The following is a 25334-nucleotide window of genomic DNA, read 5'->3' on the forward strand; positions in this document are numbered from 1 at the left end:
GGGACCGCGGCGCGGGGGTCGTGCTCGCCCGCCGGGCCGCGCACCGGGTCGGACTGCTGTTCCCGGGCCAGGCCGCGCCCGTGCGGGCCCGGCGCGCCGCGGGGTCCCCGGGCCGCGCCGTGCCCGCCCGGCCCGCCGGGGGGGGGCGGCCCGTCCGGACCGGACCGGGCTCCGCCGCAGGTAGCGACCATGTCGTGTGGACGGTCGCGTAGGATGCCGCCATGGGGCACGATGGCGGGGCGACGTCGCTGAGCGCCGCGCTCGCCCTGCGGGCCGAGCTGCTCGGCCCGGCGCGGACCAGGGTCCTCACCGAGGCCGAGCTGAGCCACGCCGGCCGGGTCTTCCACGGCCGCCCCGAGGGGCTGTCCCTGTACGGGGTCGCGGCGCCGTCGATGGTGGGCAGGGGCCTCCGGCTGCTGGGGCGGACGGCGATCGAGTGCAGCGTGGACGACCACTGCGCGCCGTTCGCCGAGGCGCTCGCCGAGTGCCTGGCCCACGAGCCGGACCTGACGCCCGGCTACGTCGCCGACCTGTTCTGCGGCTCCGGCAACGTCGGCTTCCACCTGCGCGCCCGGCTGGGTCTGCCGGTGTTCGCGGCCGAGCTGGACCCGGCCGTGCACGCCGCCACCCGGCACAACTTCCGCGTCCTGGGCATCGACGTCGACCTGCGCCACGCCGACTACCGCGAGCTGCTGGCCTGCCTGCCGCCGCCCCGGCCGGGCGACGTCGTCGTGGTGGAGCCGCCCTGGGGGGCGGCGCTGACCCCGTCCGGCCTGGACGTGGCGGCGACCGAGCCGCCGGTGCCCGGCATCCTGGCCGACATCCGCGCCGCGCGTGCCGGCGTGCCGTGCCTGGTCGCCCTGCAGGTGATCGTCGTCGGGGCGGACGACACGACGACCCGGCCGTCGCTGCGGCGGTGCTTCGCCGGCGCCCGGCACCTGCTCGCGGTCCCCGCGCCGGCCTCGTTCGCGACCGGGGCGACCGTGGAGTTCCACGTCTACGCCGTGTCCTGAGCCGGGTCCGGGAAGGCCAACGGGGTGGTCGTCGGCGTGACGGTCACCTCGCCGCGGCGCAGGCGCAGGGTCAGCGGCGCGTTCGCGGGCAGCGCGCGGCGCAGCGAGTCGGGGATGTAGTCCATGGTGGCGATGCGGTCGGCGTAGTCGACGAACCGGTGGCAGCCCACGGCCGCCACGTCGGGGGAGCGGGGCGCGCGGAGCACGTCCGCCAGGGTGAACCCGCCCGCGCCGTCGCCCTGGACGACCTCGACGCTGGACAGGTGCCGCACCACGACCCGCTCCGGGAACCACCGGCACGCGAAGTGCCGGTACAGCACGTACTCCGACGCCCCGGTCCACCGCGACCGGTCGCGGGAGGCCAGGAACGCGCGCCAGAACGGCACGCCGTGCGCCTGCTCGACCCGTCGCACCAACTCGGCCAGCACCCGACGTTCGAACACCACGTGGTGGTGCATCCCGCTGAAGCCGTCGACCGCGCGCCACCCGGGCACCAACCGCGAGGCCGCGCGCAGGGCCGCGTGCCGGACCGCGCCGGACGCGCCCCCGCCGGGGACCCAGCGCAGCGGGTAGCCCGCGGGCACCAGCGCCCGGCCGTGCCGGTCCGCGAACGCCAGGTCGGCGACGAACGCCACGTCGGCGTCGGCGACCAGGACGTGGTCGGCCGCCACGTCGGGCAGCGCGAAGCAGCCGAGCTTGAGCAGCTGCTGGAAGTACCACGTGGCGTTGCCGTGCGGCGAGCCGGTGTCGCGCAGCACCGCCTCGACCTCCGCCACGCCCGGCCGCACCAGCGACTCGTCCACCCACCGGACCCGCGGGTCGGCGAACCGGGGCGGCGTGGCGGCCACGACGTGCACCGCGCGGATCGGGTTGCGGCAGTGGCGCAGCAACGACTCCACCGCCGTCGCCGCGTCGGCCACGTCCTTGGGCGCGACGGGCACCACGACGTCCAGCTCCGGCAGCCCCACGCCCGCCGACGTCACCCCCATGGCTCGATTGTGGGGGAGTCGCGGCGGGCGCGCACAGTCGCGTTCGGGTGCGGGTGGCTGCTCCGTCCGGGTGTGGTTCCACCGGCCGTGCACCGTTGTCCGGCGCGAGCCCCCGGGTGGGGCGCGGTGGCCGGTAGGCATTCGGGCAAGCACCCGAGCAGCCCTGCCTGTGAGACGGCGGCGCTCGCCGTGTTCCTCTGGGCGGGGTCGATCCTGTTCAACGCCGGACGGGCGGTGTGACGGGCACGGACCGGTTCGGGGGCCCGCCGACGGCAGTCCGCCCACGTCGTGTTCCGGCGCTGATCGAACCTGTGCGGGTCGTTTGCCCCCGCGTGCGCCGGGTAGTCGGACGGCGACGGAAGTGGTTCCGTTCCGCGACGCGACGGGAGTCGACATGTCCAGACCCGACACAGCGACGTCACGCACACCGGTCCAACTGGCCGCCACGGTGGTGGCCGCGGTGTTCCTGGTGGTCGGCATCGCCGGGTTCATCCCCGGGCTGACCACCGACTACGACACGCTCCGGTTCGCGGGTCACGAGTCCCAGGCCATGTTGCTGGGCGTGTTCGCCGTCTCGATCCTGCACAACATCGTGCACCTGTTGTTCGGCGTGGTCGGCCTGGCGATGGCCAGGACCGCCCGCAACGCGTTCCTGTACCTGGTCGCCGGCGGCGTGATCTACCTGGTGCTGTGGTTGTACGGGCTCATCGTCGACCACGGCAGCGCGGCGAACTTCGTGCCCGTCAACACGGCCGACAACTGGCTGCACCTCGTGCTCGGCCTGGGCATGGTCGCCTTGGGCTTCGCCCTGGGGCGTTCCACCCGACCGGGTGACGTGCCGCGCACCGGGTGACGTGAGGCGGCGGTCGGCGTGGATTCGGACCTCGACGGCTTCGACGACACGCCGACCCGCGGCCTCAAGCGGTACGTGGGCGCCGTCGCGGCGGCCCTGGGCGTGACCGGGGGGTGCTGGCGCACCGACCCCGGTCCACCCGCGACGGCGCGCCTGGCCGTGGCCCCGCCCCTGCCCGCGTTCCCCGACCGGGACTTCACCCTGCTGTGGGACGAGGAGTACGGCTGGGCCGCCGCCGTGCGCGCCGACTCCGACGATCCGCCGGTGGTGATCACCTACCTGGGCGGCGACGTGCTGCCGCCGGCGCCCGCCGTGGCCGCCTACGTGGCGGCACTGCGCCAGGGCACCCACCCGGGCGATCCGAGGCCGATCCGGCTCCGCACGTACGGCACACCGGACGACCTGGTCGACCGCCTCTGCGCCTACGCGCCGTGAACGCTTCCCGTCGCGCCCCGCGGTGCGCCGGGTCCTCAGCGCACCGCGCCCGCACACCGTGGAGCGACAGCCCATGTCCTTGCTCGGGGCCGAGCCCGGCGGCCTCCGCACGGGCCGATCGCGGCCGGGCGCACTCCCGAGTGGACCGTGGTGCGGGGCCGCCATGCCTTCGCCGTGCACGGCCCGACCTCCGGCACGTGCCGTGCGCCCCCCCCGCGCGTGCCGGCACCGCCCGAAGCCGCTCCACCGCGCCTCGGACCGGTCGCCGCGGCTCAGGCGATCAGGGTGCGGCAGGCGTTGAGGATGATCCCCTCGGCGCTGGTCGAGGTCGGCGTGGCGGAGCCGACCGGCGAGGCCTTGAGCGGCGCGGGCCAGGCGTAGATCTGGCTGGACGTGAAGGGGCCGGAGACCGTGTTGTCGTCGGTCCAGCCGGCCTCGTAGCCGCCGTGCACCGCGCCGCCCGCCCACAGCACCTCGTCGCCGGGGACGTACGCCTCGCACTCGTTGACGTACCCCATGACCCAGAGGTGGTCGCCGGTGAACGCCTCCTTGATCTTCACCGGGTACGAGCTGAGCACCTCGTGCGCGAGGCCGAGGATCGTCAGGCCGCCGAGCTTCCAGCACTGGAGCGACATCGGCACCGAGGTCGGCAGCGCGTTGGCGTCGATCAGGCCGACCATCACCGACGCGTGCCGGCGGGCCGGGTCGCCCGCGGGCAGCGCGGTGATCCGGGCCTGGTACTTCGCGCGGAGCTGGGAGCGGACGGTCGCGTTGGCCGTGACGACCGAAAAGGGGAGCTGGACCTCGGTCAGCCGGCTCCCGACGGGGCCGGTGACCTCGGTGAACGAGGCCGGGTCCAGGATCCGGTTGAGCACGGCGACCGCCACGGTGCGGCCGTGTTCGCGCACCCGCTCGTCGTCGAGGTGGTCCACCGGGTCGATGTCGCCGCAGCACCCCTGGAAGAACAGGGCGGGGCAGCCGAAGACCGCCTCCAGCAGTTCGGCGGCGAACCCCGGGTAGTCGCTGTCGAAGACGTTGTCCAGGCCGCGGGCCACCGGGTGGCAGGCGTAGCCGAACAGGATCGCGAGCGGCGAGTCGTCCACCCGGCGCAGCACCAGGACCGGCACGTCGGTGGGCACGGTGGGCCGGCCGATGCGGTTGTACCCGATGACCGCCTGCGATTCGCTGTAGTGCAGCGTCACGTCGGTGCGCGGCATCGCGAGCGTGTCCCGCACCAGTTGCACGATCGCGTCGCGGATGACCGCGACCGTGCCGTTGATCGCGTCCTTGTCCGCCTGGGTGAGGCCCATCAGGATGAACGGGTCGATCCGGGTGTCGCTCATCTGCGGGCCGGAGTGCGTGTGGCTCGACGCGATCAGGAAATCGGCCGGCGCCACGCCCAGCGCGGCGACGGCGGTGCGGATCGCCTGCACGAGGTTGCGCTGCATGCCGACGACGTCGGCCCGGACCAGGACGTTCGGCGTGCCGTCGTCCCAGATCACCACGCAGTGGGCGCGCAGGTTCCGGGCGATCGTGCCGTTGTTGAACCGGGGCGCCCAGCCGTAGCCCCCCATCCAGGTGCTCGGGAACCCCGGTGGCACCGGCGTGATCACGACCGAACCCGCGGCGGCTTGGAACATGGCCATTCCCCCCATTCCCGACCGGCGTCGGCGGTGACGCCATTGGTGTGGAGGAGTGGCGGAAATCGACCGGAAGACGTGCTCCACCGGACTGTGACGAGCCGGTTATCCCGTCGTCACCACCAATTCGGCGATGGCGCGATCGACATTCCGGGAATGTCGGGGCTCGTGGGGAATTCCGCGCGGTCGTGAATCCGCGGCGTGGGGGCCTGGCGCACCGACAAGGAAACTTGTCAGGACAGTGGAAGTTGTCTAGGGTGGGGCGCGACGACGACCGAACGGAGCACGCCATGTCCTTCCAGGCATACCTCGACGCCATCGAGACGAAGACCGGCAAGACGCCGGCCGAGCTGCTGGCCGAGGCGAGCGCCCGCGGCTACGACGCGACCACCAGGGCCGGTGTGGTCCTCGACTGGCTCAAGACCGACTACGACCTCGGCCGCGGGCACGGGATGGCGTTGTTCCACGTGCTCAAGAACGGCGTCGGGATCAGCGCCAAGCACGTCGGCACGGGCGGGGCGCACCGGGACGAGTCCACGACGCTGCGCATCGACGGCCTGGCCCACCGCCGGTGACCGGCCGGCCGGGCGCTCCGCCCGGCCGTCACTGCCTGGGCGGCGGCGGGTGCCCCTCCGAGGTGACCACAGGACCGGCGGGGTGGGGAGCCGCCGCACTCGTCCGCCCGGCGCAACGGCCCGCGGTGCCGGGAGCGACCGGACTTCGCCCGTAGTGTTGACCAACGCTCGCGCGCCTCGGCAGACTTGCGCGGTGATCGGTGGGGACTTAGCCGGAGAGCGGATCCTCGCCGCGGCCCCACCAGACCTCCTGACCTCGTCATGCAGGGCTCGGACAGGTGTGCGGCAGGGTGGCCCGAGCGGCCGTGGTCGGTTGGCGCCCTGACGGCGCCCGACCGCGTGCACGGCCCCGGCGGCCTTGCGGGACCTCTACAAGGAGAGCATCTCGTGGGTAGTTCGTTGCGTTGCACGGTTATCGTCCCCACCTACAACCGCAGGCGGTTGCTCGAGCTGACGCTCGACTGCCTCGTCAAGCAGGACCTGCACCCCGACCGGTTCGAGGTGCTGGTCGTCGACGACGGCTCCAGCGACGACACCGCGGCGGCGGTGCGGGCCTACGAGGACCGGCTCGACCTGCGGTACTTCTACCAGCCCGACGAGGGCTACCGCGTGGCCCGGGCGCGCAACATCGGCATCCGCAACGCCACCGGCGAGATCTACGTCTCGGTCGACTCCGGGGTGCTGCTGCACTCGCGGAGCCTGAGCGCGCACGTCGCCGCCCACGAGGCGTCCCCCGAACCGTTGGCGCTGAACGGGTACGTGTACTGCTTCAACCTCGACAACGAGGACGCCCGGCTCATCCGCGAGTTCGTCGACCTGGACGACGTCGACTCGACCATCGAGGCGATGGCGCGCACCAACGCCTGGCCGGACGTGCGGGACCCGTTCTACGCCCGGTACTCCGACGACTTCGGCCACCTGCCCGCGCCGTGGCTGATGTACTGGACCTGCCACGCGTCGGCCCGCACCGAGCAGGTGCGCTCGATCGGCATGTACGACGAGGCGTTCACGCAGTGGGGCGGCGAGGACCTCGACCTGGCCTACCGGTTACACCTCGACGGGGCCCGGTTCGCGGTGAGCCGCGAGGCGTCCTCCATCCACTACCCGCACGAGAAGGACCACGTCGAGAACGTCAAGTCCGCTTTGGAGAACTACCGCTACATCGTGGACAAGTACCGGACGCCGATCATCCGGCTGCTCACCGAGGAGCCCCCCGTGCGCTTCGCGGCGTTCAACGACGTGATCGAGGAACGCGGTCTGCCCCGCTGCGCCGACTACCTGACAGCCGGGTAGACCGGTGGCCGGCATGGGTTTGCGCGCTCGGGTCGGCGTCGCCCGGGAGCAGGTGGCCGCACGACGGGACATCGCCCGGCTGCTCCCGCGCGCGGGCGGCCCCCTGGTCGCCTCCCTGGCCGCGGTCGAGCTGGTGCTGGGGTGCCTCCCGGTCGTGTTCACCGTGGCGACGGCGGTGGTGCTCGGACGCGTGCCGGCGGCCGTGGCGGCGGGGTCGGGCTCGGCCGAGTGGACGTCGCTGGTCGCGGTGTTCGGCGTCGCGGCGGTCGCGTTCGTCGCCCGGCAGCTCCTCTCCCCGGTGGAACGGGCGCTGGGCGAACTGGTGGCACGTCGGGTCGACGGCCGGGTGTTCGACGAGCTGATGGCCGCGTCGCTGCGCAGCCCCGGCCTCGGCCCGCTGGAGGACCAGCGGGCGCTCGACGCGCTGCGGGCCGCGGCGCGCGAGGTGGAGTTCGGCGTGCAGAGCCCCGGCCGGGCGGCCGCCGGCCTGCTCGCGCTGATCGCCCGCTACACCGAGCTGACCGGCTGCGCGGTCGCGGTGGGGGTGGTGTTCTCCTGGCCGGCGGCGGTGGCGCTCGTCGTGGTGGTCCTGCTGTTCCGCCACGGCCAGCGCGGCGGGCTGCGCCGGTACGCCCGGACCCGGTCCCGGCTGGCCGCCGAGCAGCGCGAGATCGACTACCTGCGCGACCTGGCCGGCGGCGCGGCCGCGGGCAAGGAGATCCGGGTCTTCGGCCTGGCGGGCTGGCTGCGGGACCGCCTGCGCGAGGCGTACCTCCGCTTCCTGGAACCGCTGTGGGTCGAGCGCCGCCGCGTCTACCTGTGGCCGTTCGTCCGGTACTCCGTCGTGGGGCTCGTGGTGACGGGCGTGGTGTTCGCCGTGGTCGGCGCGACCGCGGACCGGCTGACGCTCACCGGGTTCGTGCTGACCGCGACGGCCGCGCTCGCCCTGCTGCGGCTGGCCGAGCACTACCCGGAGGCCGACCTGCCGACCGCGATCGGCATGAGGGCCTACGACTCGGTGCGCCGGTTCGCCGAGCACGTCGAGGCGCACGAGGAGCCGGCCGGGACCGTGCGGCGGACCGCGGCGCCCGAGCCCTCCGGCGCGATCCGGTTCGAGCGGGTCTCGTTCCGCTACCCCGGCCAACGGCGGGTGGTGTTCGACGGCCTGGACCTGACGATCCCGGTCGGCCGCTGCACGGCCGTCGTCGGCGTCAACGGCGCGGGCAAGACCACCCTGGTGAAGCTGCTGGCCAGGCTCTACGAGCCGACGGCGGGCCGGATCACGCTGGACGGCGTGGACATCCGCGAGTTCGGGGTGGACGAGTGGCGCGCCCGGCTCAGCGTGATCTTCCAGGACTTCGTGCGGTACGAGTCGTCCGTCGCGGACAACGTCGGGCTCGGCGCCGTGGACCGGCTGGCCGACCGGGCGACGATCCGCGAGGTCGTGGACTCGGTGGGGCTCGGCGAGGCGGTGGCCCGGTTGCCGCGCGGCCTCGACACGCCGCTGGCGCGGCACCTCACCGACGGCGCGGAGCTGTCCGGCGGCCAGTGGCAGCGCGTCGCGCTGGCGCGGGCGTTGTTCGCGCTGCGCCACGGCGCGCGGGTCGTGGTGCTGGACGAGCCCACGGCGAGCCTGGACGTGCGCGCGGAGGCCGGGTTCTTCGAGGAGTTCGCCGGCCTGGCCGCGGGCGCGACGACGCTGCTGATCTCGCACCGGTTCTCCACCGTGCGGCACGCCGACCTCATCGTGGTGCTGGAGCACGGGCGGGTCGTCGAGCAGGGCGGCCACGCGGACCTGCTGGCCCGCGACGGGCGGTACGCGGAGCTGTTCCGGCTCCAGGCGGACCGGTTCGCCGACCCGGCGGACGTGGTGGACGCGGTCGAAGGGGCGGCCCGGTGAAGGTCCTCCTGACCGGCGCGTGGACCATGATCGCCACGGCGTGGCGGCTGAACCCGCGCAAGACGGCGTCGGCCGTCGTGCTGATGACCGCCGGGGCCGTCGCCGCCCCGCTGCTCGCGGCCGCGCTCGGGTGGATGACCCGTGAGGTCGTCGCGGGGGCGTCGGGTCCGGCGGTGCTGGCCGGCGTGGTCGTCGCCGTGCTGGCGCTGATGGTGCTGGCCCTCGGGCACTTCGCGCACCTCGCCTACTACGAGCTGGCGGAGCTGGCCGAGCTGGACTTCGACGAGCGCGTGATCGCGGTGTCGAACGGCTCGGCCGGCATCGAGCACCACGAGCGGGCCGAGCACGCCGACACGTGGACCGTGCTGCGGCAGGAGGGCAGGCAGTTCCGCACGGGCCTGGAAGCGCTGCTCAACGGTGTCGGGCTCGTGCTCGCCGCGGCGCTCACCGCCGTCCTGCTGGCCGGGCAGAACCCGTGGCTGCTGTTGCTGCCGGTCGCGGCGGCGCCGCCCCTGCTCGCCGGTCGGGCGGCCGAGCGGGTGCTCGACCGGGCCAGGACGGCGACCGCCGAGCCGACCAGGACCGCGCTGAACCTGTTCCACCTGGCCACGTCCGCGCGCCTGGCCGGCGAGCTGCGGGTGTCGCGGGTCCAGGACGAGCTGCGGTCCCGGCACGCCCGGCTGTGGGACCAGGCCACCCGGGGACTGTGGCGGGCACACCTGGCCGCGACCGGCATCCGCGCGGCCGGGCAGGTGGTGTTCGCCCTCGCCTACGTCGCGGGTGTGCTGCTCGTGGTGCGCGACGCGATCGCCGGTCGGCGCGGGGTGGGCGACGTGGTGCTGGTGATCGTGCTCGCCGCCCAGGTCAACCAGCAGGTCGCCACGGCGGTCACGCTGATGCAGGACCTCCAGCGGATGGCGGGCGCGTACCGCCGCCTCACCGAGGTCGCCGCGTCGGTGGCCCCGGTCGACCCGGTCGACCCGGTCGCGGCCGGGGGCCCGCCGCCGCGCCGGCTGCGCGACGGGATCCGGTTCGACGGGGTGGCGTTCACCTACCCGGGCACGGACGTGCCCGTGCTGCGCGGGGTGGACCTGCACCTCCCGGCGGGCGCCGCGGTCGCGATCGTCGGCGAGAACGGCGCGGGCAAGTCGACGCTGGTCAAGCTGCTGTGCGGGTTCTACCGGCCGACCGCCGGGCGCATCCTGGTCGACGGGCAGGACCTGAGCGGCACGCCGGTCGACCGGTGGCGCGCGCGGATCGCGGCCGGGTTCCAGGACTTCGTGCGGTACGAGTTCACGGCGCAGCACGTGGTCGGCCTCGGCGACCTGCCGAGGCTGTCGTCGGAGCCGGCCGTGCGCGCGGCGCTGGACCGCGCCAACGCCGCCGGGCTGCCCGCCGACCTGCCCGACGGCCTGCGCACCCGGCTCGGCAAGAGCTACGCCGACGGCGCGGAGCTGTCCGGCGGCCAGTGGCAGAAGCTCGCGCTGGGCCGCGCCATGATGCGGGAGGCGCCGTTGCTCCTGGTGCTGGACGAGCCGGCGTCGGCGCTGGACCCCGAGGCGGAGCACGTGTTGTTCGAGCGGTACGCCGAGCACGCCCGGCGGGTGGCCCGCGCGACCGGGGGCATCACCGTCTTCGTGTCGCACCGGTTCTCCACGGTCCGCATGGCCGACCTGATCCTCGTGGTCAAGGACGGCCGGGTGGTGGAGTCCGGCGACCACGCCTCGCTCACCGCCGCGGGCGGCCTGTACGCGGAGCTGTTCGCGCTCCAGGCCCGGGCGTACCGCTGAGGTGCGTCGGCGCACACAAACGTTCGGTGACAGCGTTTCTCACCCAGACGGATCAATTGACCACTAAAGTGACCGACGTGTCGCCGGGCCGACGACTTCTCGTGCTGTTCACCGCCGCCGTGCTCGTGGGCACTGCTACGGGCTGTGACGACCCGGTGGCGAACGGTGCGGTCGACCCGGCCCCGGAGGCCAGCGCCTCCACCACCGCGTCCGCCCGGCCCGAGCAGGCGCCTCCGCCACCGCCCGAGAAGATCGCGCTCGCGGTCGACGAGCCACGGCAGAGCGCCGGCGTCGTGGTGCGGGGCGGCGGTGACGCGCCGTACAACTACGCGCCGTCCGTGCTGGACGAGGGCGGCCGGTTCCGCGTCTGGTGGTGCAGCCAGCTGGGCAGCGCGCCACCGGGCGGCGACGACATCCTGCACAGCGAGGGGCCGACGCTCGACGGGCCGTTCAGCGCGCCGGTCCCGGTGCTGTCCGGCAGCACCGGCGGGTTCGACGCGATGCACGTGTGCGACCCGTCGGTGATCCGCGTGGGCGGCACCTACTACCTGTACTACACGGCCGCGGAGCGCGACAACGTCCCCAACGGCAGCGCGATCGGCGTCGCGACGAGCCAGGACGGCATCTCCTGGACGCGGGCGAACGAGGGCCGGCCGATCGTCGTGCCGTCCCACGACGTGCTGCGGGAGAACACCTACGGCGCGGGGCAGCAGTCCGTCGTGCACGTGGACGGCTGGTTCTACCTGATGTTCACCGACACCACGGGCCGCGCGGCCCAGCCGAACGGCGCAGGCCAGTTCGTGCTGCGCTCGCGCGACCCGCTGTTCGCCCGCGACGTGGAGGCGCTGGGCGAGGCGGGGATGGCGCCGGCGCCCGCGACGAACCGCCCGCGCACCCGGTCCGTGGTCGAGGCGTTCAGCGCGGACCTGATGTGGGTGGACGCCGTGTCGGCGTTCGCGATCGCCCACTCGACCGACGCGGGCACCACGATCACGTTCTGGGACAAGGACTTCACCCGCCACCCGTTCGACCCGGTGCTGATCCCCGGCCCGTGGAAGGAGGGGCCGGGGCTGGTGCGCACCGCCGAGGGCCACGCGCCGGTCCACCCGGCGGACCCGTGCGGCCGGGTGTCGCTGGACGTGCTGCGCGCCACCGCGATCGGCGCGGCGGGCGCGCCGACGGACATCGCGCGCTTCGGCCTCGACGTGGTGGGCGCGCGGGGCTGTCGGACGCAGGCCCAGGTCAGCGCGCTGGACCGGTACGCCGTGCCGTCGCCGGAGAACACCGCCGACGTGGTGGTCGGCGGCGAGGTGGTCCGGTTCGATCGCCTGTCGGTGGCCGAGAAGTTCGCCCGCCGCGTGCTGTCGCGCCGGCCCGCCGGGGTGGACTCGTTGCCGGTCGCGGTCCGCGTGCCCGCCGGCGCGCGGGCGGTGCGCGGCCCGGACGGCGCGGTCGGCCTGCTGCTGGACGGCACGCTGTGGGTCGTCGGCTCGGCCGAGGTGGCGGCGGCGAACTCGTCCCCGATCACGGACGTGACCGCCGCGCAGTGGGCCGGGTACCGCAAGCGGCCGGAACTCGTCGCGCGCTGATCCGCCGCCGGCGCCCGCGCGCCGGGCCGGTATTTTCCCGCTGCCGGGTCACGTCGAGGGGGAGGGCCGCCGGGTGACGGTGACGGACGAGGAGCCGCCGGGAACGCGCGGCACGGCGTGGCGCGGGTGGGCCGACGGCCTGCTGCCCGAGCCGGCCCCGGTGGCGGCGTCACGGGCGCGGACCGCGACGGGTTACGCCCTGGGGTTCGCCGCCGCGGTGGCGTTCCTCCTGCTGACCCCGGCGGGCCGGGCGCGGCTGGACCACCTGTGGGCCGAGGACGGCGCGCGGTTCGCGCTGGACGCGGTCACGGCGTCGCCGTGGTCGAACCTGGTGGACCCCTACGGCGGCTACCTGCACACGCTGCCCCGGCTGGTGGCCGAGCTGGTCGCCCTGCTCCCGCTGGAGTGGACGGCCGCGGGGTTCGCGGTCTCGGCGGCCGTGCTGCGCGCCGCGGTCGCGCTGATCTCGTTCGCGGCATCGAGGGCGTACCTGCGCTCGACGCCGCTGCGGTTCGCCTTGGCGGCGCTGGTGGTCGTGCTGCCGGCGGGCAACTCCGAGCCGCTGAACAACATGACGAACCTGCACTGGTTCCTGCTCTACGGCGCGTTCTGGGCGTTGCTGTGGCGGGACGCGCCGCGCGTGCCGGTCGCGGTGTTCGTGTTCCTCACCGCCGTGTCGAGCCCGTTGGTGTTCGTGCTGGTCCCCGTGGCGCTGGTGCGGCTCGTCCGGCCGCGCCGGGAGGTGCCCGTCGCGTTCCTGGCGGGGGTGGTGGCGCAGGGCCTGGTGATGCCGTTCGCGCAGCGGACGCCGTACTCGCACGACCTGGTCGACCCGGCGCAGGTGGCGCTGGCGAGCCTGCTGCGGGTGCCGGTGGTGGCGTTCACCGGGTCGGAGCAGGTCGCCCGGATCTACCCGGAGCACGGCAACCTGCCGATCCTGGCCGCGCTGGTGCTCGCCGCCGTGCCGGTCGCGGCGGGTCTGCGGTGGGGCGACCGGGCGGGCCGGTTGCTGGTGCTGTTCTCGGTGGCGTGCAGCGCGCTCCTCATCGTCGTGTCGCTGACCGCCAACTGGAGCGCGGTCCTCCAGGTGCAGCACCCGCTGGTGGTGATGGCCGCGCAGCGCTACAGCATCGCGCCGTGCCTGTTCCTGTTCGTCGCGATCGCCGTCGGCCTGGACGCCGTGCCCGCCCGGCGGTGGGAGCGCTGGTCGGTCGCGGCCGGTCGCGCGGTGATCGGGCTCGTCGTGGCCGCGAGCGTCGTGCTGCACCTGCGCGAGGGAGCGGCGGTGCTGACCGGTGTCCCGTGGGGCGACAGCGTGGCGGCCGCGCGGGCGCAGTGCGCCGCCGGCGGTCCGGTCGGCCGGTTCGCGCACGAGCCGGGGGACTGGTTCTTCGAACTGCCGTGCCGGCACGTCCTGCCGGTGGACGGCCCTGCCGCACGCGGCTCGTCGGCCGATTGACGTCCCGTCCCGGCACACGACACTGGAGTGCGACCGGTGACGGTCGGGATGTCCACCACGGCGGTGTCGGAGGGGTCGGTCATGCGGGGTGTGCGCGCGTTCTCCCGGTTGGCGTTGAGCGGATTACTGGCGGTTCCCCTGCTGACCGCGGTCGCCGGCCCGGCGTCCGCGTCCGTCGGCACGGCTCGCACGACCGTCTACTCGACGGTGGCCTACTGCGTGCAGGCTTCGGCCTCGATCGACACCTTCACCGGCGGCTTCTCCGGCAACCTGGGCTACGGCAACGCCTACCTGGTCGCCCGCGACATCAACGGCGCGTGCAACCGGGCCACGACCGGCAACGGCCGCGCCCGGGTGGACGTGCAGGTGTGGAACGGGTCGGCGTGGCAGTTCTGCCGGGGTTCGGACTGGGCCTACGGGTCGTTCGGCTGGTCGAGCGGCGAGTTCGGCGGGCCCTACGGACCGGCGCGGATCCTGGACTACGGCGGCGCGTCGTGCGGCGCGGGCTACTACCGGGCCGTGGCCACCGCCGAGTACAGCACCGGCGGGGGCTGGGTCGGCGGCAGCATCGCCTCGCCGTACCTGTGGGTCGGCTGATCCCGCGCGGCGCCGACGGGCGCGGATGCGCTCCTGCCGACCGCAGGTGAGCGACGAAGTGGGCACGCCGCGACGCACCCGCCACCCGGCGATCCGCGCCCGAACCGCCTGCCGCACCGGGCGGCGCGCCGACGCTCCCCGCCGGATCTGCCGACCGCGACCGAACCGCCCCGGGCCGCACCGGCGGTACGGCTAACGCCCGGCGGTCGTCTTCGGCAGCAGCCGCCGTTCACCGCCCGCCACCGCGAACAGCGGCGCACGCGGTCGGCCGCCGGCGCACGGCACGGCCAGCAGGTCGCCCGCGCGCACGTCGGCCGGCAGCGACACCCGCGTCGCCTCGCCGAACGGCCCGACCACCGCGTGGTCCCGCGCCACGGCGGACGACGGCCGGGCCAGCACCCGCATGACCGGCCCCACCGGACCGTCGACCTCCACCGCGCCCGCCCGCACCGAGCGCACCCGGCCCACGCCCACCACCGCCCGCACGAGCAGGGAACGCCCCGGCTCCACGGTGAGCCGGGGCGGCGGGACGCGGTGCGTCAGCGCCTCGCCGTTGACCGCCACGCGCAGCCGGGTGGCCAGCCCGGTCAGGTCGAACGCGCCCGCCTCGCCGGCGACGACCTCGACCACGACCTCGTCCAGCTCCACCCCGTGCTCGTGCCGCAGCCGCGCGACCAGCCGCACGACGTCCCGCGCGCACCGCTCGGCCGCGGGCACGTCGCCGGACAGCCGGTACCGCAGGCCGTGCCCGCGCAGCCCCGGCGCGTCGGCGACCACCAGCCCCTCCTCGGCGCACCACCGCAGCACGTCCGGCCACGGCAGTTCCGCCGGCGACACCACCACCCGCGGCAGCACGCGCGCGTACGCGCGGGACACGCGTCGCACCTCCTGCTCGCTCACCACGTGCACGGGCGTGCCGAACGCGCCCGCCAGGCCCGCCAGGGCGACCCCGCCGACCACCACGTCACCGGTGAGGGAGACGTGGGCGTCGGCGGGCCACCGGCCGTCCTCCAGCCGGGCCCGCGCGAGGCCGCCCAGGCTGGGCAGCAGCTCGACGAGCGTCACGCCGCGGCCTCGACCTGCTCGACCGGCGTCGAGGCGCGCCCGCGCGGCGGCAGGGTCAGCGCCAGCACGGCCAGGGACAGCACCGTGTTGGTGCTCGACGTGACCAGCACGACCCAGTCCAGCGCGAGGATGCCGAACACCATCCACATGGCGTTGCAGAACGCGCTGAGCCACCACCGCGGCCGGGACACCCCGCGCACGTCGAAGTCGCCCCGGGCGCGCTGCCGGATCAGGGACACGACCTGCGCGCCGATGGCGAAGATGGTGGAGGCGCCCACCACCGACCCCACCGCCGTGCCGCCCGCCAGCAGGCCGATCAGCGCGAGCCCGCCCAACGTCGCCACCAGCAGCGGCAGCCACTGGCGGGCCGCCAGCTGACCCAGCCGCACGTGGCCCGCCAGCACCGCGACCGACGCGGTGAGCGCGATGGCGTTGGTGACGATCTGCGCCGGGCTCTGCGTCCACAACCCGTACGCGGTCCACCCGACGCCGTAGAACACCGCCAACACGCCCGCGGACGGCGACAGGCCCTGGAACTTCCGGCCCACCCACAGCCGCCACGCCTGCGGCCACGCCACGGCGGCGCCGATCGTGCCGCCGATCCAGCCGAAGATCTCCGCGACTACCATCTGTCCCCACATCCGTCTCGAAATCGGGTGCTCAACGCCGGACCTTGAGCAGGCGGTCGTCCGCCGCCGCCTCGTCCGCCAACGCCTGGCACGTCTCGCTCCACCGGCGCGGCGTGGTCCGACCGGCCAGCAGCTCGCGGATCGCCACCCCCATGGCCAGGTACATGTCCAGGTACCGGATGAAGAAGTGGAAGTGCAGCGTGTCGTCGCCGGCCTCGGCCAGCGCCGCGCTCGCCGACCGGAAACCCGGGTTGCCCCCGACCCCGGCCGACCCGTCCACCACGCTGTTGAACGCCCCCGTGCGCTCGGCGAACCCGCGCGAGATCCGCCGCGACAGCATGATCCGCAGCAGTTCCAGCCCGCCCCGCGGGTTCGCCGCGTCGGCCGGCACGAAGAACGGTTCGGCGGCGATGGCCAGGACCGCGCGGCGGGGCAGCGCGTCGGTCGCGGTGAGGCTCGGCGTCGGCGACATCGCCAGGTCGAAGTCGGGCGGGGTCTCGGCGGCCATCTCGTTCTCCAGCCACGAGCCGCACGGCAGGAACGCCGCCTCGCCGCGCAGCCACCGCCGCTGCGCGTCCAGGTGCGTGATCGGCTCGTCGTTGCCCGCCAGGTAACCGCGCCGGGCCAGGTCGTGGAACGCCTCGGCGGCCGCGACCACCGCGTCGGCCCGCCACGCGCCGGGTTCGAGGTTGTCGATGTCGACCAGCACCTGCCGGCCGCCGGTCTTGGCGGCCATGGCCAGGATCGGGTACATGAAGTAGGCCGGGTACATGCTCTGGTAGATCCACGGCGTCACGCCCGCGCCCCGGATCTCCGCGCACAGCGCCAGCATCTCGTCCCACGTGGTGGGGTCGGGCCAGCCGTGCCGGTCGAACAGCGCGCGGCTGCGCCAGATGCCGTAGACGTTGTAGCCGTAGTTGAGCGTGTAGCAGGCGTCGCCGTAGGCGCCGGCCTCGACCGTGCCGGGGCGCAGGGTGTCCCGCACGGGCCGGTCCGGGTCGTCGAAGCTCGGCGCGTCCAGCAGCGGCGCGAGGTCGAGCAGTTGCCGCCGGGCGGCGAGCCCGCCGATGTCGAGCGTGAACCGGCCCGCCGAGCTGACCAGGTCGGGCGGGTTCCCGTCGGCGAAGCGGCCGGCCAGCCGGCCCTTGACGTCCTGCACGCCCTCGTGCCGGACCGGCGCGGCCGGGAACCGCTCCCGGTACCGCGCCTCGGCGGAGATGACGTAGTCGTCGCCGTACCCGCCCTTGTGCACGACGATGTCGAGCGGCTGGTCGGCCGCGACCTCGAACGGGTTGTCCATCGCCTTCCCCTCCACGGCCCCGCGTCACAGCGCGCGGGAGACGACCAGTCGTTGGATCTGGTTGGTGCCTTCGACGATCTGCAGGAGCTTGGCCTCGCGCATCCACCGCTCGACCGGGTGATCGGCCACGTAACCCGCGCCGCCGAGCACCTGCACCGCGTCGGTGGTGACCCTCATCGCCATGTCGGTGGCGAACAGCTTGGCCTTGGCGGCCTCCACGGAGAACGGCCGGCCGGTGTCCCTCAGCCGGGCCGCGTGCAGCACGAGCGCCCGCGCCGCCGACACCGCGGTGGCCATGTCCGCGAGCAGGAAACCGATGCCCTGGAAGGACATGATCGGCTGACCGAACTGCCGCCGCTGCCTGGCGTAGTCCACGGCGTAGTCCAGCGCCGCCTGCGCGAGCCCGACCGCGCACGCGCCGATGGCGAGCCGGCCGCAGTCCAGCGCGTCCATGGCGATCAGGAAACCCTTGCCGGGCCGCCCGATCAGCCGGTCGCCCGGCACCCGGGCGTGGTCGAAGACGACCTGGGCGGTGGGCGAGGAGGACACGCCCATCTTCTTCTCCGGCCGCTGCGGCAGCACGCCCGCGGTGTCGGCGTCCACCAGCAGGCACGACAGGCCGCGTGCGCCCGGACCGCCGGTGCGCGCGTACACGGCGTAGTAGTCGGCGATGCCGCTGTGCGTGACCCACGCCTTCGTGCCGCGCAGGACGTAGTCGTCGCCGTCGCGGGTCGCGGTGGTGGCGATCGAGGCGAGGTCCGAGCCGGCTTCGTGCTCCGACAGGCAGTTCGCGCCGAGCAGCTCGCCGCCGAGCAGGTCCGGCAGGTGCTGCTTGCGCTGCACGTCGGTGCCGAAGTGGGCGATCCCGTGGCACGACAGGGTGTGCACGTTCAGCGCCTCGGCCACGGCCAGCCACCGGCTCGCGATCAGCTCCACCACGTGCAGGTAGACCTCGTACGGCTGGCCGCCGCCGCCGTGCTCCTGCGGGTAGGGCAGGCCGAACAGCCCGGCCCGCGCCAGCGTGCGCACGGCCTCGCGCGGGAACTCGCCGCGCGCCTCGAAGTCGGCGACGCGCGGCGCGAGTTCCCCGTCGGCGATCTCCTCGACGAGCCCGATCAGGTCGACCGCGTCCTCGGTCGGCAGCAGGCGGTGCACCTTCACGGCACCCTCACCTCCTCGGCGCACAGGCGTTCCAGCACGACGGCCACGCCGTCGTCGTCGCAGTCGGGCGCGACCTCGTCGGCCAGGGGGTGCAGCGCGGCGTCGGCGTTGGCCATGACCACGCCGTGCCCGGCCCAGCGGATCATGTCGAGGTCGGCCGCGGTGTCGCCGAACGCGACCACGTCACGCGCGCTCAGGCCGCGTCGCCGCGCCAGCTCGGCCAGCGTGCCGACCTTGGTCGCGCCCGGCGCGACGAGGTCCACGAAACCCGGCCCCACGTGGGCGATGTCGACCAGCCCGCGCACCGCCTCGGCGAGCCCCGCCGGGACCGTGCCGTCGAGGTCGCCGCCCGCGAGCCACATCTTCAGCACGGGTCCGTCGATGGCCGTCGGGTCGCCGAAGAACGACTCGCCGAGCAGCAGCGGCGGCGGGTAGCCGTGCTGGTAGCCGACCGGTCCGGCGGGCAGCACCCAGCCCAGGTGCAGCCGGGGGAACGCGGCCCGGAGCCGGCGCGCCGCGGTGGCCGCCGCCTCCGCGGGGATCGCGGCGCTCCAGGTGACCTCGCAGGAGGGCAGCGCGCACACCGCCGAGCCCACGCAGCAGATGGCCTCGCCCTCCAGTCCCAGGCGGACGGCGTAGTCGCGCACGGCGGCCGGGTGGCGGGCGGTGACGAACACGACCTCCGTGCCGGCCTCGCGGAGCGCCGCCAGGGCCTGCTCGTTGCGCGGGGACAACGTGTAGTCGCGGCGCAGCAGCGTGCCGTCCAGGTCGATCGCGGCGAGCCGGTGGCGGGGGCTCACCGGGCGCTCCGCGCGGCCGGCTCGAAGACCTGCCCGACCGGCACGTCCGGCGCGTCCACCGCGACGTGCAGCACCCGGGCGATGTCGTCCAGGAACTCCGCCGCCCACGCCGGGCCGTAGCGGTCGCTGCGGTAGCGCAGTTCCAGCTCGACGCCGTTCGGCCGGCGGTACCCCAGCACCCGCAGCCCGCCGCGCGGCACCTCGGGCATGGGGATGGCGATCGGCCGCACGTCCAGGCCGGGCACCCGCGGCAGCTCCTGGCTGGAGTCCTCGACCAGGTCGAAGTCGAAGTTGAGGTAGGACGGCAGCGACGCCGGGTCGCGGTAACGCGCGCCGTACTGCGGGTGGCGCAGCTCGCGCATGATCAGCGAGTGCGGGATGCGCTGGTGGCGCATGGCCTCCCACAGCGTCCGGGCCTCGCGCCCCGCCAGCTCGCGGAACGGGGTCGTGCCGTCGAACGCGGTGCGGAACGTCGCGACGGTGGCCAGGTAGCCCACCACCCGCTGGGTGTCGGGGCGCGTGCGGTTGGCCAGCGAGCCGAACGTGGCCACGTCACCGGCCTCGGCGTCGCCCATCGTGGCCCGCCGGCGCCGCCACATGGCCGCCTTCACCGCCGCCGACACCAGCACGACGAGACTGGTGCCCAGGTCGGCGGCCAGCCCGGTGAGGCGGTCCACCGCGGGCCGGTCGAGCAGCGTGCGGAGCTTGACCAGCCGCGGCGCGCCGCCGGGCTCGCCCGCCGGGTCGGTCAGCCCCGAGGACGGGATGGGGTCGATGCCCGCGAGCTTGCGCCGCCAGTACCCCACCTGCCGCTCCAGCGCCGCGCCGCTGAGCTGCGCCCGTTCCCACGCCACGAAGTCCGGGTACTGCACGGGCAGCCCGGGCAGGTCCGGCGTGGCGCCGGCGGCCCGCGCGCGGTAGATCAGCAGCAGCTCCTCCAGCACCAGGCGGACCGACCAGGCGTCGGTGACGACGTGGTCGATCGTCACGCACAGCACGTGCCGGTCGGGCTCGACCTCGGCCAGCAGCGTGCGGCACAGCGGCCCCGCGGCCAGGTCGAACGGCGCGCAGGCGTCCTCGGCCAGCAGCGCGAGCGCGCGGTCCAGCCGCTGCTCCGGGTCGCCGCCGTCCACCCGGACGTGGCGCAGGGCGGGCAGCCGCGGCAGCAGCGCGGCCCGGAGCACCTCCTCGTCCGGGAACGTCAGCCGCAGCGCCTCGTGCCGGTCGGTCAGCTCCGCGAGCGCGCGGTCCAGCAGCGCGGTGTCGAGCGGCCCGTCGAACAGCAGGCCGATCGCGATCTTGTTGTTGACGAACTGCACGTGCCGCCCGGTGGTCAGCCGCTCCTCCTGGGTGAACGACACCGGCAGGGGGCGGTCGCGGGGGATCGTCGGGATGGTGCTCATGGCGCTCTCATTCCTTCGACGGGGTGGAGGAGGTGGACGCGCGGCGGCGGACCGGACGCGGCGACCGCGACCTCGGCCCCCGCGTACGGGGGCAGCAGCCGCCAGTGCAGGTCGCGCCACGCGCCGCGCCGGCGGCCGGGGCGGACCGCCACCCGGCCGGGCCGGAACCGGACGCCCTCGCCGACGGCCTTCAGGCACGCCTCCTGCACCACCCACACGGCGGTGAACACGCGGGCGCGCTCGGCCGGGGCCAGCGCCGCCACGGCCGCCACGTCCTCGGCCCGGCAGCACCGGGCGAGCAGTCCCGGCGTGGGCACGACGTGCTCCTGCACGTCGACGCCCACCTCGCGGGCCGGCGCGACGGCGGCCGCGAGCACCCGCGTGCCGTGCGACACGCTGACGCCCACGTCGCCGTCCAGCACCGGTTTGCCGGTGGCCGTGACGCCGATGGCGGCGTGCGCGGTCGGCGGGCCGAGGACCCGGTCGAGCAGCCAGCGCAGCAGGGCGCGGCCCTCCAGGTACTCCGCCGCCCGGCGCTCGGGCAGGTCCGTCGCCCGCGCCCGGTCGGCCGCGGTGGCGTACCGGCCCGGGTCGGGTCCGCGCCCGCGCCGGGCGAGCGTGACGACGACGTCGTCCCCGGTCACCGGGTCGGCCAGCGCGTGGTCTCCGGCCAGACCCGGCCGACGCGGCGCACCGCGTAGTCCCAGTAGGACCGCACGGACAGGTCGGCGTAGATGAAGTCCTGCTTGAGCTTCACGTCCGCGTCGGTGGACCACTCGTACTTGCCCGCGGCGCCCTCGGCCAGGAGCTGCAACCGGCACGCCCGTTCCAGGACCTGGGCGAAGATGGCCGCGTGCCGCACGCTCTTGCCCACCACCACGCCGCCGTGGTTGCGCAGGAACACGCCGTTGCCGCCGGCCAGCACCGCGGCGATGGCGTCGCCGGTCTCGATGTCCAGCACGGTGTTGCTGGTCGTGGTGAACACGCCGGTGCGCTCGGCGAAGTACGCCCCGTCGTGCGAGATCGGGCGCAGCACGAGGTCCGTCGCGCCGAAGACCAGCGTGTGCGGCGCGTGGCTGTGCACGATCGCGTTCACGTCCGGGCGGGCGCGGTAGATCGCCTGGTGCAGCGGCAGTTCGGGCGGCGCCAGCTTCGGCGCGGGCGCGGTGTGGTCCACCGCCGCGACCACGACCTCGTCCGGGGTCGCCTCGTCGAAGCCGACCAGCGCGTTCTTGATGACGAACGTGTCCTCGCCGGGCAGCCGCGCGGAGATCTGCCCCTGGTTGAAGTCGTCGTGCCCGTCGAGCGAGAGCATGCGCGCGCCCTGCGCCAACTGGGTGATGAGCCGGCGCAGCGCCGGCCTGTGCTCGGACATCTAGGCCCCCGGTGTGCCGATCAGGTCGTCGTACATCTCCTGCGTGTCGTAGAGCCCCGGTTCCCGCGCGGACAGCCACACGGCCGCGCGTGCCGCACCCGTCGCGGCGGCGTCGAAGGAGCCGACGTGGTGCCGCACGCTCAGGGTCTCGGATTCCCAGGTCCAGGTGATCTCGTGCTCGCTGACGGGCAGGCCCGTCCGCGCCGAGCTGAGGTCGTCCGGTTCGTGCCCGGTGGCGGCCGACCACTCCCGCGCCAGCGCGACGGCGGTGGCGCTCGGCCGGTGCGCCTTGGTGGTCGGGTGCCGTTCCCAGACGCTGGTCTGCGGCTGCGCGGGCAGGATGGCGGCCAGGTGGGTGATGAGCCGGCGTTGCAGGTGGTGGCCGACCGCGAGGTTCGTCGCCCGCAGCACCGGCACGGCGGTGGCGAGGTCGGCGAGCGCGGCCCACTGCGCTTCGGCGAGGTTGGACACGCACTCCACCAGCGCCGCGCCGTGGTCGCGGCAGTAGGCGACCACGAGGTCGTGCGCGGCGGGCGCGGCGGCGTCCACCACCACGTCCGCGACACCGTCGCCGTGCCGCCCGCCGCCGGACGCCTGCCAGGCCACCGGCAGCCCCAGGTCCCGGCACCGGCGCAGCACCGCGCCGCCGAGCCGGCCCGCGCCGACCACGCCGACCCGGGGCAGGCCGTCACGCATCGACGCTGTCCTCGCTGTCCGCGCTCTCCCGGACGAGGTCCACCAGCGAGTCGACGGTGGCGAACCGCTCCGGGTCGGCCTCGGGGTCGACGTAGACGCCCAGCTCGTTCTCGATGGCGTCGATCAACCGCATGTAGGACAACGACGAGTAGTTCAGCGCGCGCAGCGAGCCGTCCGCCCGGGCCAGGTCGTCCTCGGCGATCACGCCGTCGCCGCTGCTCACGATCAGCCGCACGAGGTCGGCGCGCAGCGTGGTGCTGTCGGGGTGCATGGGGTGGTCTCCTTGTGTCCGTGGTTCACAGCCCGCGCAGCGCGGTGAGCGACGGCTTGCCGATGGAGTTCGCGGGGATCCGGTCGAGCAGGTGGATGCGCGCGGGCACCTTGTAGGCGGCCAGCCGGGCGGCGCAGTGCGCGCGCAACGCGGCCGCGTCGAGCCCGCCGTCCCGGACGACGGCGGCGACCACGAGCGGGTCGCCGTGCTGGTCGGCGTCCTCGAACACCACGACGTCGCGGACGCCCGACGCGGTGCGCAGCACCTCGGCCACCTCGACCGGGTCCACCTTGCGCCCGCCGACGTTGATCATGCGGTTGGACCGGCCGGTCAGCACCAGCGCGCCCGCGGCCAGGTAGCCCTCGTCACCGGTGCGGTACCGGCCCTCCGCGTCGACCCGGTCCTCGAACGCGCCCGGCGCGTTGAGGTAGCGCGAGCCCATCGACTCGCTGCGCACGGTGATCGGGCCGGGTCGCCCGGCCACGCCCGCGCGCAGGTCGACGCCGGGCAGCGGCGCGCCCAGGCCCTCGGTGCGGGCGGGGTCCGCGGCGAACGTCAGCGGCCCGGTCTCGGCGATGCCGTAGTAGTTGCTGATCGCGATCCCGGTCAGCTCGGCGAACGCCCGCTTGGTCTCCTCCCGCAGCGGCGCGCCCGAGGACACCGCCACCCGCACGCTCGCGGGCGCCGGCGACGACCTCCCGCGCCGCACCACCGACTCGTACAGCGCCGGGAAGCCGACCAGCCGGGTGGCGTCGGTGCGCGCCAGGTCGCGCTCGACCCGGGCCGCCGTCGGCAGGCCCCGGCTCAGGTGCAGGGACGCGCCGACCAGGAACGTGGCCAGCAGCGAGGTGTTGAACGCCAACCCGTTGGACAGCGCGGCGTAGCAGGCGATGCGGTCCTCGGCGCGCAGTCCGGTGCCCGCCGCCCAGTTGGCCGCCGCGCGGTGCACCGCCCGCCCCGCGAACTCGATGCAGTTGGGCTTGCCGGTCGAACCGGACGTGAAGCGGCAGACCTCGGTGTCGGGCAGGAGGTCGAAGCGCCGCCCGGCGACCGGCAACGCGGTCACCGCCAACCCGCCGCCGGGCACGTCGAGCGCCCGACCGCCCAGCGCGCCGAGGTCGCGCTCGTCGTGGACGAGCAGGTCGAGCGAGCAGTCGTCGGCGATGCCCGCCAACTCGCGCGCGGTGAACGCGGCGTCGACCAGGAACGGCACGCCACCCATCCGCAGCACGCCCAGGTAGGCCGCCACGTAGGCGGCGGAGTTCCCGGCGACCACCCCGACCCGCGGCCGGCCGGACGACGGAGGCCGTGCCGCGTCGAGCGCGGTGGCGAACGCGTCGGCCGCGGCCAGCAGCCCCGCGCCCGTGAGCCGGGTGGTCGGGTCGGTGACCGCGACCCGGTCGCGGTGCTCGCGCAGGTGCTCGGTGACGATCTCGGTCAGCACGGCGTCCCCCTCAGCGCTCGTGGTGGGCGTGTCCGGCGGCGGGCGTCGGCACGGTGTCCCGCTCGGTGGTCCGCGTCGGGCGGTGGCGTGGTGTCCCGCTCGGTGATCCGTGTCGGGTGGTGGCGTGGCGTCCCGCTCGGTGGTCCGTGTCGGGCGGTGGTCGGCAGGGCGGCCCCTTCGGCGGTCGTGGTGGGCGGCACGGCGTTCCCCCTCAGCGCTCGTCGTGGGCGTAGGCGAGGTGCGCGCGGTCCCACTTGGCGCCGGTGTCCACGCCCGCGCCCAGCGCGACCAGGTAGAGCACCTCGTGGTCGCCGGGCAGCCGCGCGATCCGCCGCCACCGGCGCGCGTCGAACCCGCCGACCGCGGTCACGCCCAACCCCGCCTCGGTGGCCCCCAGGTACAGCAGCTGCCCGACCGCGCCCGCGCGGAAGATCAGCTCGCGCAGCCGGTGCGGGTACCGGCCGACCACCTCGTCACGCGGCGCGTGGGCGACGACGAACGCCGCCGCGTCCCGCAGGTGGTCCTGGTGCATGCACGCCCGCGCGAGATCGTCGGGTCGGACCGGCTCGTCCGGGCCGACCGCGCCGCCGCCGGTCAGGCGCGTCACGGCGGGCGGCCGGCCGGCGACGGACCGGGTGACCAGCGACAGGTGGAAGTCCGGGTCCGGCCGCAGGTCGGTGGCGTGCCGGGTGTCCAGCGCGGACAGGGCACGCCCCAGCACCTCCGCCGGCACCTCGACCGGGAGGAACCTCTTGGCGGACGCACGCACCGCCGACAGCTCGCGCCATCGGAGAGCCGGCCGGGCCGTCGCGCCGGCCACCCCGGCGATCGGGCCGCTGACCACGGCCCGGGTCGCCTGCGCCCCGTCGGCCGGGTCCAGCGAGTCCCAGCAGGCCAGCTCCAGCCAGGTGACGTCGAGGTCGGGCGGCGGCGAGGAGTGGACGTCGCGCCCCGACCAGCCCTCGCCGGGGGCCGGGGGGCGGGCCCGGCGCCCGGCCCCCCCCCGCCTCACCCACCCCGCCCCCGCCCCGCGGCCGCGCGCGGCGGGCCCCCGGGG

Annotated in this window: 25 protein-coding genes; 11 read left to right on the top strand and 14 right to left on the bottom strand. The window is 75.0% G+C overall.

What is annotated here, in order from left to right; genetic code table 11:
• Both ACFXGA_RS20265 and ACFXGA_RS20270 read left to right on the top strand, forming a co-directional pair.
• Window positions 1-212: hypothetical protein (locus tag ACFXGA_RS20265; RefSeq protein ID WP_378090046.1), on the top strand; the 212-nt coding region annotated here is incomplete at its 5' end.
• A gap of 9 nt (window positions 213-221) precedes the next feature.
• A complete protein-coding gene (locus tag ACFXGA_RS20270; protein ID WP_378090049.1) occupies window positions 222-1013 on the top strand; it encodes a hypothetical protein in 792 nt (263 codons plus the stop codon).
• Here ACFXGA_RS20270 and ACFXGA_RS20275 read toward each other — a convergent pair.
• Window positions 998-2002, bottom strand: a complete 1005-nt coding sequence (locus tag ACFXGA_RS20275; protein ID WP_378090051.1) for a DUF6492 family protein — start codon at window positions 2000-2002, stop codon at window positions 998-1000. The genes ACFXGA_RS20270 and ACFXGA_RS20275 overlap by 16 nt on opposite strands.
• A 394-nt stretch (window positions 2003-2396) precedes the next feature.
• On the opposite strand from ACFXGA_RS20275, the gene ACFXGA_RS20280 reads away from it, so the two are divergent.
• Both ACFXGA_RS20280 and ACFXGA_RS20285 read left to right on the top strand, forming a co-directional pair.
• Window positions 2397-2855: a DUF4383 domain-containing protein gene (locus tag ACFXGA_RS20280; protein ID WP_378090052.1), complete on the top strand. Its 459-nt coding sequence runs from the start codon at window positions 2397-2399 to the stop codon at window positions 2853-2855.
• A gap of 18 nt (window positions 2856-2873) precedes the next feature.
• Complete coding sequence (locus ACFXGA_RS20285; RefSeq protein ID WP_378090054.1) at window positions 2874-3290, top strand: DUF6292 family protein; 417 nt, start codon at window positions 2874-2876, stop codon at window positions 3288-3290.
• A gap of 272 nt (window positions 3291-3562) precedes the next feature.
• On the opposite strand, the gene ACFXGA_RS20290 is transcribed toward ACFXGA_RS20285, so the two are convergent.
• The gene (locus ACFXGA_RS20290; RefSeq protein WP_378090056.1) at window positions 3563-4930 is read right to left on the bottom strand and encodes a hypothetical protein; all 1368 of its coding nucleotides are present in this window, start codon (window positions 4928-4930) and stop codon (window positions 3563-3565) included.
• 290 nt (window positions 4931-5220) lie between these two features.
• Between ACFXGA_RS20290 and ACFXGA_RS20295 the strand changes: the two genes are divergently transcribed.
• The 7 genes from ACFXGA_RS20295 to ACFXGA_RS20325 all read left to right on the top strand — a co-directional run bounded on the left by ACFXGA_RS20295 (window position 5221) and on the right by ACFXGA_RS20325 (window position 14133).
• A complete protein-coding gene (locus ACFXGA_RS20295; RefSeq protein WP_378090058.1) occupies window positions 5221-5505 on the top strand; it encodes a DUF4287 domain-containing protein in 285 nt (94 codons plus the stop codon).
• A gap of 399 nt (window positions 5506-5904) precedes the next feature.
• Window positions 5905-6798, top strand: a complete 894-nt coding sequence (locus ACFXGA_RS20300) for a glycosyltransferase (protein WP_378090061.1) — start codon at window positions 5905-5907, stop codon at window positions 6796-6798.
• Between the two features lie 13 nt (window positions 6799-6811).
• The gene (locus tag ACFXGA_RS20305; protein WP_378090065.1) at window positions 6812-8698 is read left to right on the top strand and encodes an ABC transporter ATP-binding protein; all 1887 of its coding nucleotides are present in this window, start codon (window positions 6812-6814) and stop codon (window positions 8696-8698) included.
• Window positions 8695-10488: an ABC transporter ATP-binding protein gene (locus ACFXGA_RS20310; protein ID WP_378090067.1), complete on the top strand. Its 1794-nt coding sequence runs from the start codon at window positions 8695-8697 to the stop codon at window positions 10486-10488. The genes ACFXGA_RS20305 and ACFXGA_RS20310 overlap by 4 nt, the downstream gene beginning before the upstream one ends.
• A gap of 56 nt (window positions 10489-10544) precedes the next feature.
• Complete coding sequence (locus ACFXGA_RS20315) at window positions 10545-12077, top strand: beta-xylosidase (RefSeq protein WP_378090069.1); 1533 nt, start codon at window positions 10545-10547, stop codon at window positions 12075-12077.
• Between the two features lie 73 nt (window positions 12078-12150).
• Window positions 12151-13536 (top strand): hypothetical protein, encoded by a 1386-nt coding sequence (locus tag ACFXGA_RS20320; RefSeq protein ID WP_378090071.1) that lies wholly within the window; start codon window positions 12151-12153, stop codon window positions 13534-13536.
• Between the two features lie 36 nt (window positions 13537-13572).
• Window positions 13573-14133, top strand: coding sequence for a hypothetical protein (locus ACFXGA_RS20325; protein WP_378090073.1), 561 nt, complete (start codon window positions 13573-13575; stop codon window positions 14131-14133).
• 192 nt (window positions 14134-14325) lie between these two features.
• Here ACFXGA_RS20325 and ACFXGA_RS20330 read toward each other — a convergent pair whose 3' ends face one another.
• The 12 genes from ACFXGA_RS20330 to ACFXGA_RS20385 all read right to left on the bottom strand — a co-directional run.
• Window positions 14326-15198 carry a hypothetical protein gene (locus ACFXGA_RS20330; RefSeq protein ID WP_378090075.1) on the bottom strand — a complete coding sequence of 291 codons (873 nt, stop codon included), beginning with the start codon at window positions 15196-15198 and terminating at the stop codon, window positions 14326-14328.
• Window positions 15195-15827 carry a hypothetical protein gene (locus tag ACFXGA_RS20335; protein WP_378090077.1) on the bottom strand — a complete coding sequence of 211 codons (633 nt, stop codon included), beginning with the start codon at window positions 15825-15827 and terminating at the stop codon, window positions 15195-15197. The genes ACFXGA_RS20330 and ACFXGA_RS20335 overlap by 4 nt, the downstream gene beginning before the upstream one ends.
• A 31-nt stretch (window positions 15828-15858) precedes the next feature.
• Window positions 15859-17127, bottom strand: coding sequence for an N-acetylglucosamine/diacetylchitobiose ABC transporter substrate-binding protein (ngcE, locus tag ACFXGA_RS20340; RefSeq protein ID WP_378090079.1), 1269 nt, complete (start codon window positions 17125-17127; stop codon window positions 15859-15861).
• 24 nt (window positions 17128-17151) lie between these two features.
• The gene (locus tag ACFXGA_RS20345) at window positions 17152-18288 is read right to left on the bottom strand and encodes an acyl-CoA dehydrogenase family protein (protein ID WP_378090081.1); all 1137 of its coding nucleotides are present in this window, start codon (window positions 18286-18288) and stop codon (window positions 17152-17154) included.
• Window positions 18285-19088 (bottom strand): HAD family hydrolase, encoded by an 804-nt coding sequence (locus tag ACFXGA_RS20350; protein ID WP_378090083.1) that lies wholly within the window; start codon window positions 19086-19088, stop codon window positions 18285-18287. The genes ACFXGA_RS20345 and ACFXGA_RS20350 overlap by 4 nt, the downstream gene beginning before the upstream one ends.
• Window positions 19085-20491: a condensation domain-containing protein gene (locus ACFXGA_RS20355; RefSeq protein ID WP_378090085.1), complete on the bottom strand. Its 1407-nt coding sequence runs from the start codon at window positions 20489-20491 to the stop codon at window positions 19085-19087. Before ACFXGA_RS20355 ends, ACFXGA_RS20350 begins: the two co-directional genes overlap by 4 nt.
• Window positions 20488-21135 carry a 4'-phosphopantetheinyl transferase family protein gene (locus tag ACFXGA_RS20360; protein ID WP_378090087.1) on the bottom strand — a complete coding sequence of 216 codons (648 nt, stop codon included), beginning with the start codon at window positions 21133-21135 and terminating at the stop codon, window positions 20488-20490. Before ACFXGA_RS20360 ends, ACFXGA_RS20355 begins: the two co-directional genes overlap by 4 nt.
• Entirely contained in the window at window positions 21132-21866 is a 735-nt protein-coding gene (locus ACFXGA_RS20365; RefSeq protein WP_378090089.1) for a class II aldolase/adducin family protein, read from the bottom strand. The genes ACFXGA_RS20360 and ACFXGA_RS20365 overlap by 4 nt, the downstream gene beginning before the upstream one ends.
• Window positions 21867-22562 carry a dihydrodipicolinate reductase C-terminal domain-containing protein gene (locus ACFXGA_RS20370; protein WP_378090091.1) on the bottom strand — a complete coding sequence of 232 codons (696 nt, stop codon included), beginning with the start codon at window positions 22560-22562 and terminating at the stop codon, window positions 21867-21869. It lies immediately after the preceding gene.
• Window positions 22555-22833, bottom strand: coding sequence for a phosphopantetheine-binding protein (locus ACFXGA_RS20375; RefSeq protein ID WP_378090093.1), 279 nt, complete (start codon window positions 22831-22833; stop codon window positions 22555-22557). Before ACFXGA_RS20375 ends, ACFXGA_RS20370 begins: the two co-directional genes overlap by 8 nt.
• 25 nt (window positions 22834-22858) lie before the next feature.
• On the bottom strand, window positions 22859-24277 hold the full coding sequence (locus tag ACFXGA_RS20380; protein WP_378090095.1) for a class I adenylate-forming enzyme family protein: 1419 nt from the start codon (window positions 24275-24277) through the stop codon (window positions 22859-22861).
• Between the two features lie 211 nt (window positions 24278-24488).
• Window positions 24489-25334, bottom strand: an 846-nt coding sequence (locus tag ACFXGA_RS20385) for a nitroreductase family protein (RefSeq protein ID WP_378090097.1), incomplete at its 5' end; no start/stop codon positions are given.

Origin of the sequence: Actinosynnema sp. NPDC059335 (assembly GCF_042752395.1) — a bacterium.
GTDB lineage: Bacteria > Actinomycetota > Actinomycetes > Mycobacteriales > Pseudonocardiaceae > Actinosynnema.

What these genes read in the sequence shown, in the direction of transcription:
- ACFXGA_RS20270 (WP_378090049.1), top strand. Translation starts at nt 222, where the DNA reads ATGGGGCACGATGGCGGGGCGACGTCGCTGAGCGCCGCGCTCGCCCTG.
- ACFXGA_RS20275 (WP_378090051.1), bottom strand. Translation starts at nt 2,002, where the DNA reads ATGGGGGTGACGTCGGCGGGCGTGGGGCTGCCGGAGCTGGACGTCGTG.
- ACFXGA_RS20280 (WP_378090052.1), top strand. Translation starts at nt 2,397, where the DNA reads ATGTCCAGACCCGACACAGCGACGTCACGCACACCGGTCCAACTGGCC.
- ACFXGA_RS20290 (WP_378090056.1), bottom strand. Translation starts at nt 4,930, where the DNA reads ATGTTCCAAGCCGCCGCGGGTTCGGTCGTGATCACGCCGGTGCCACCG.
- ACFXGA_RS20295 (WP_378090058.1), top strand. Translation starts at nt 5,221, where the DNA reads ATGTCCTTCCAGGCATACCTCGACGCCATCGAGACGAAGACCGGCAAG.
- ACFXGA_RS20305 (WP_378090065.1), top strand. Translation starts at nt 6,812, where the DNA reads ATGGGTTTGCGCGCTCGGGTCGGCGTCGCCCGGGAGCAGGTGGCCGCA.
- ACFXGA_RS20335 (WP_378090077.1), bottom strand. Translation starts at nt 15,827, where the DNA reads ATGGTAGTCGCGGAGATCTTCGGCTGGATCGGCGGCACGATCGGCGCC.
- ngcE (WP_378090079.1), bottom strand. Translation starts at nt 17,127, where the DNA reads ATGGACAACCCGTTCGAGGTCGCGGCCGACCAGCCGCTCGACATCGTC.
- ACFXGA_RS20355 (WP_378090085.1), bottom strand. Translation starts at nt 20,491, where the DNA reads ATGAGCACCATCCCGACGATCCCCCGCGACCGCCCCCTGCCGGTGTCG.
- ACFXGA_RS20365 (WP_378090089.1), bottom strand. Translation starts at nt 21,866, where the DNA reads ATGTCCGAGCACAGGCCGGCGCTGCGCCGGCTCATCACCCAGTTGGCG.
- ACFXGA_RS20370 (WP_378090091.1), bottom strand. Translation starts at nt 22,562, where the DNA reads ATGCGTGACGGCCTGCCCCGGGTCGGCGTGGTCGGCGCGGGCCGGCTC.
- ACFXGA_RS20375 (WP_378090093.1), bottom strand. Translation starts at nt 22,833, where the DNA reads ATGCACCCCGACAGCACCACGCTGCGCGCCGACCTCGTGCGGCTGATC.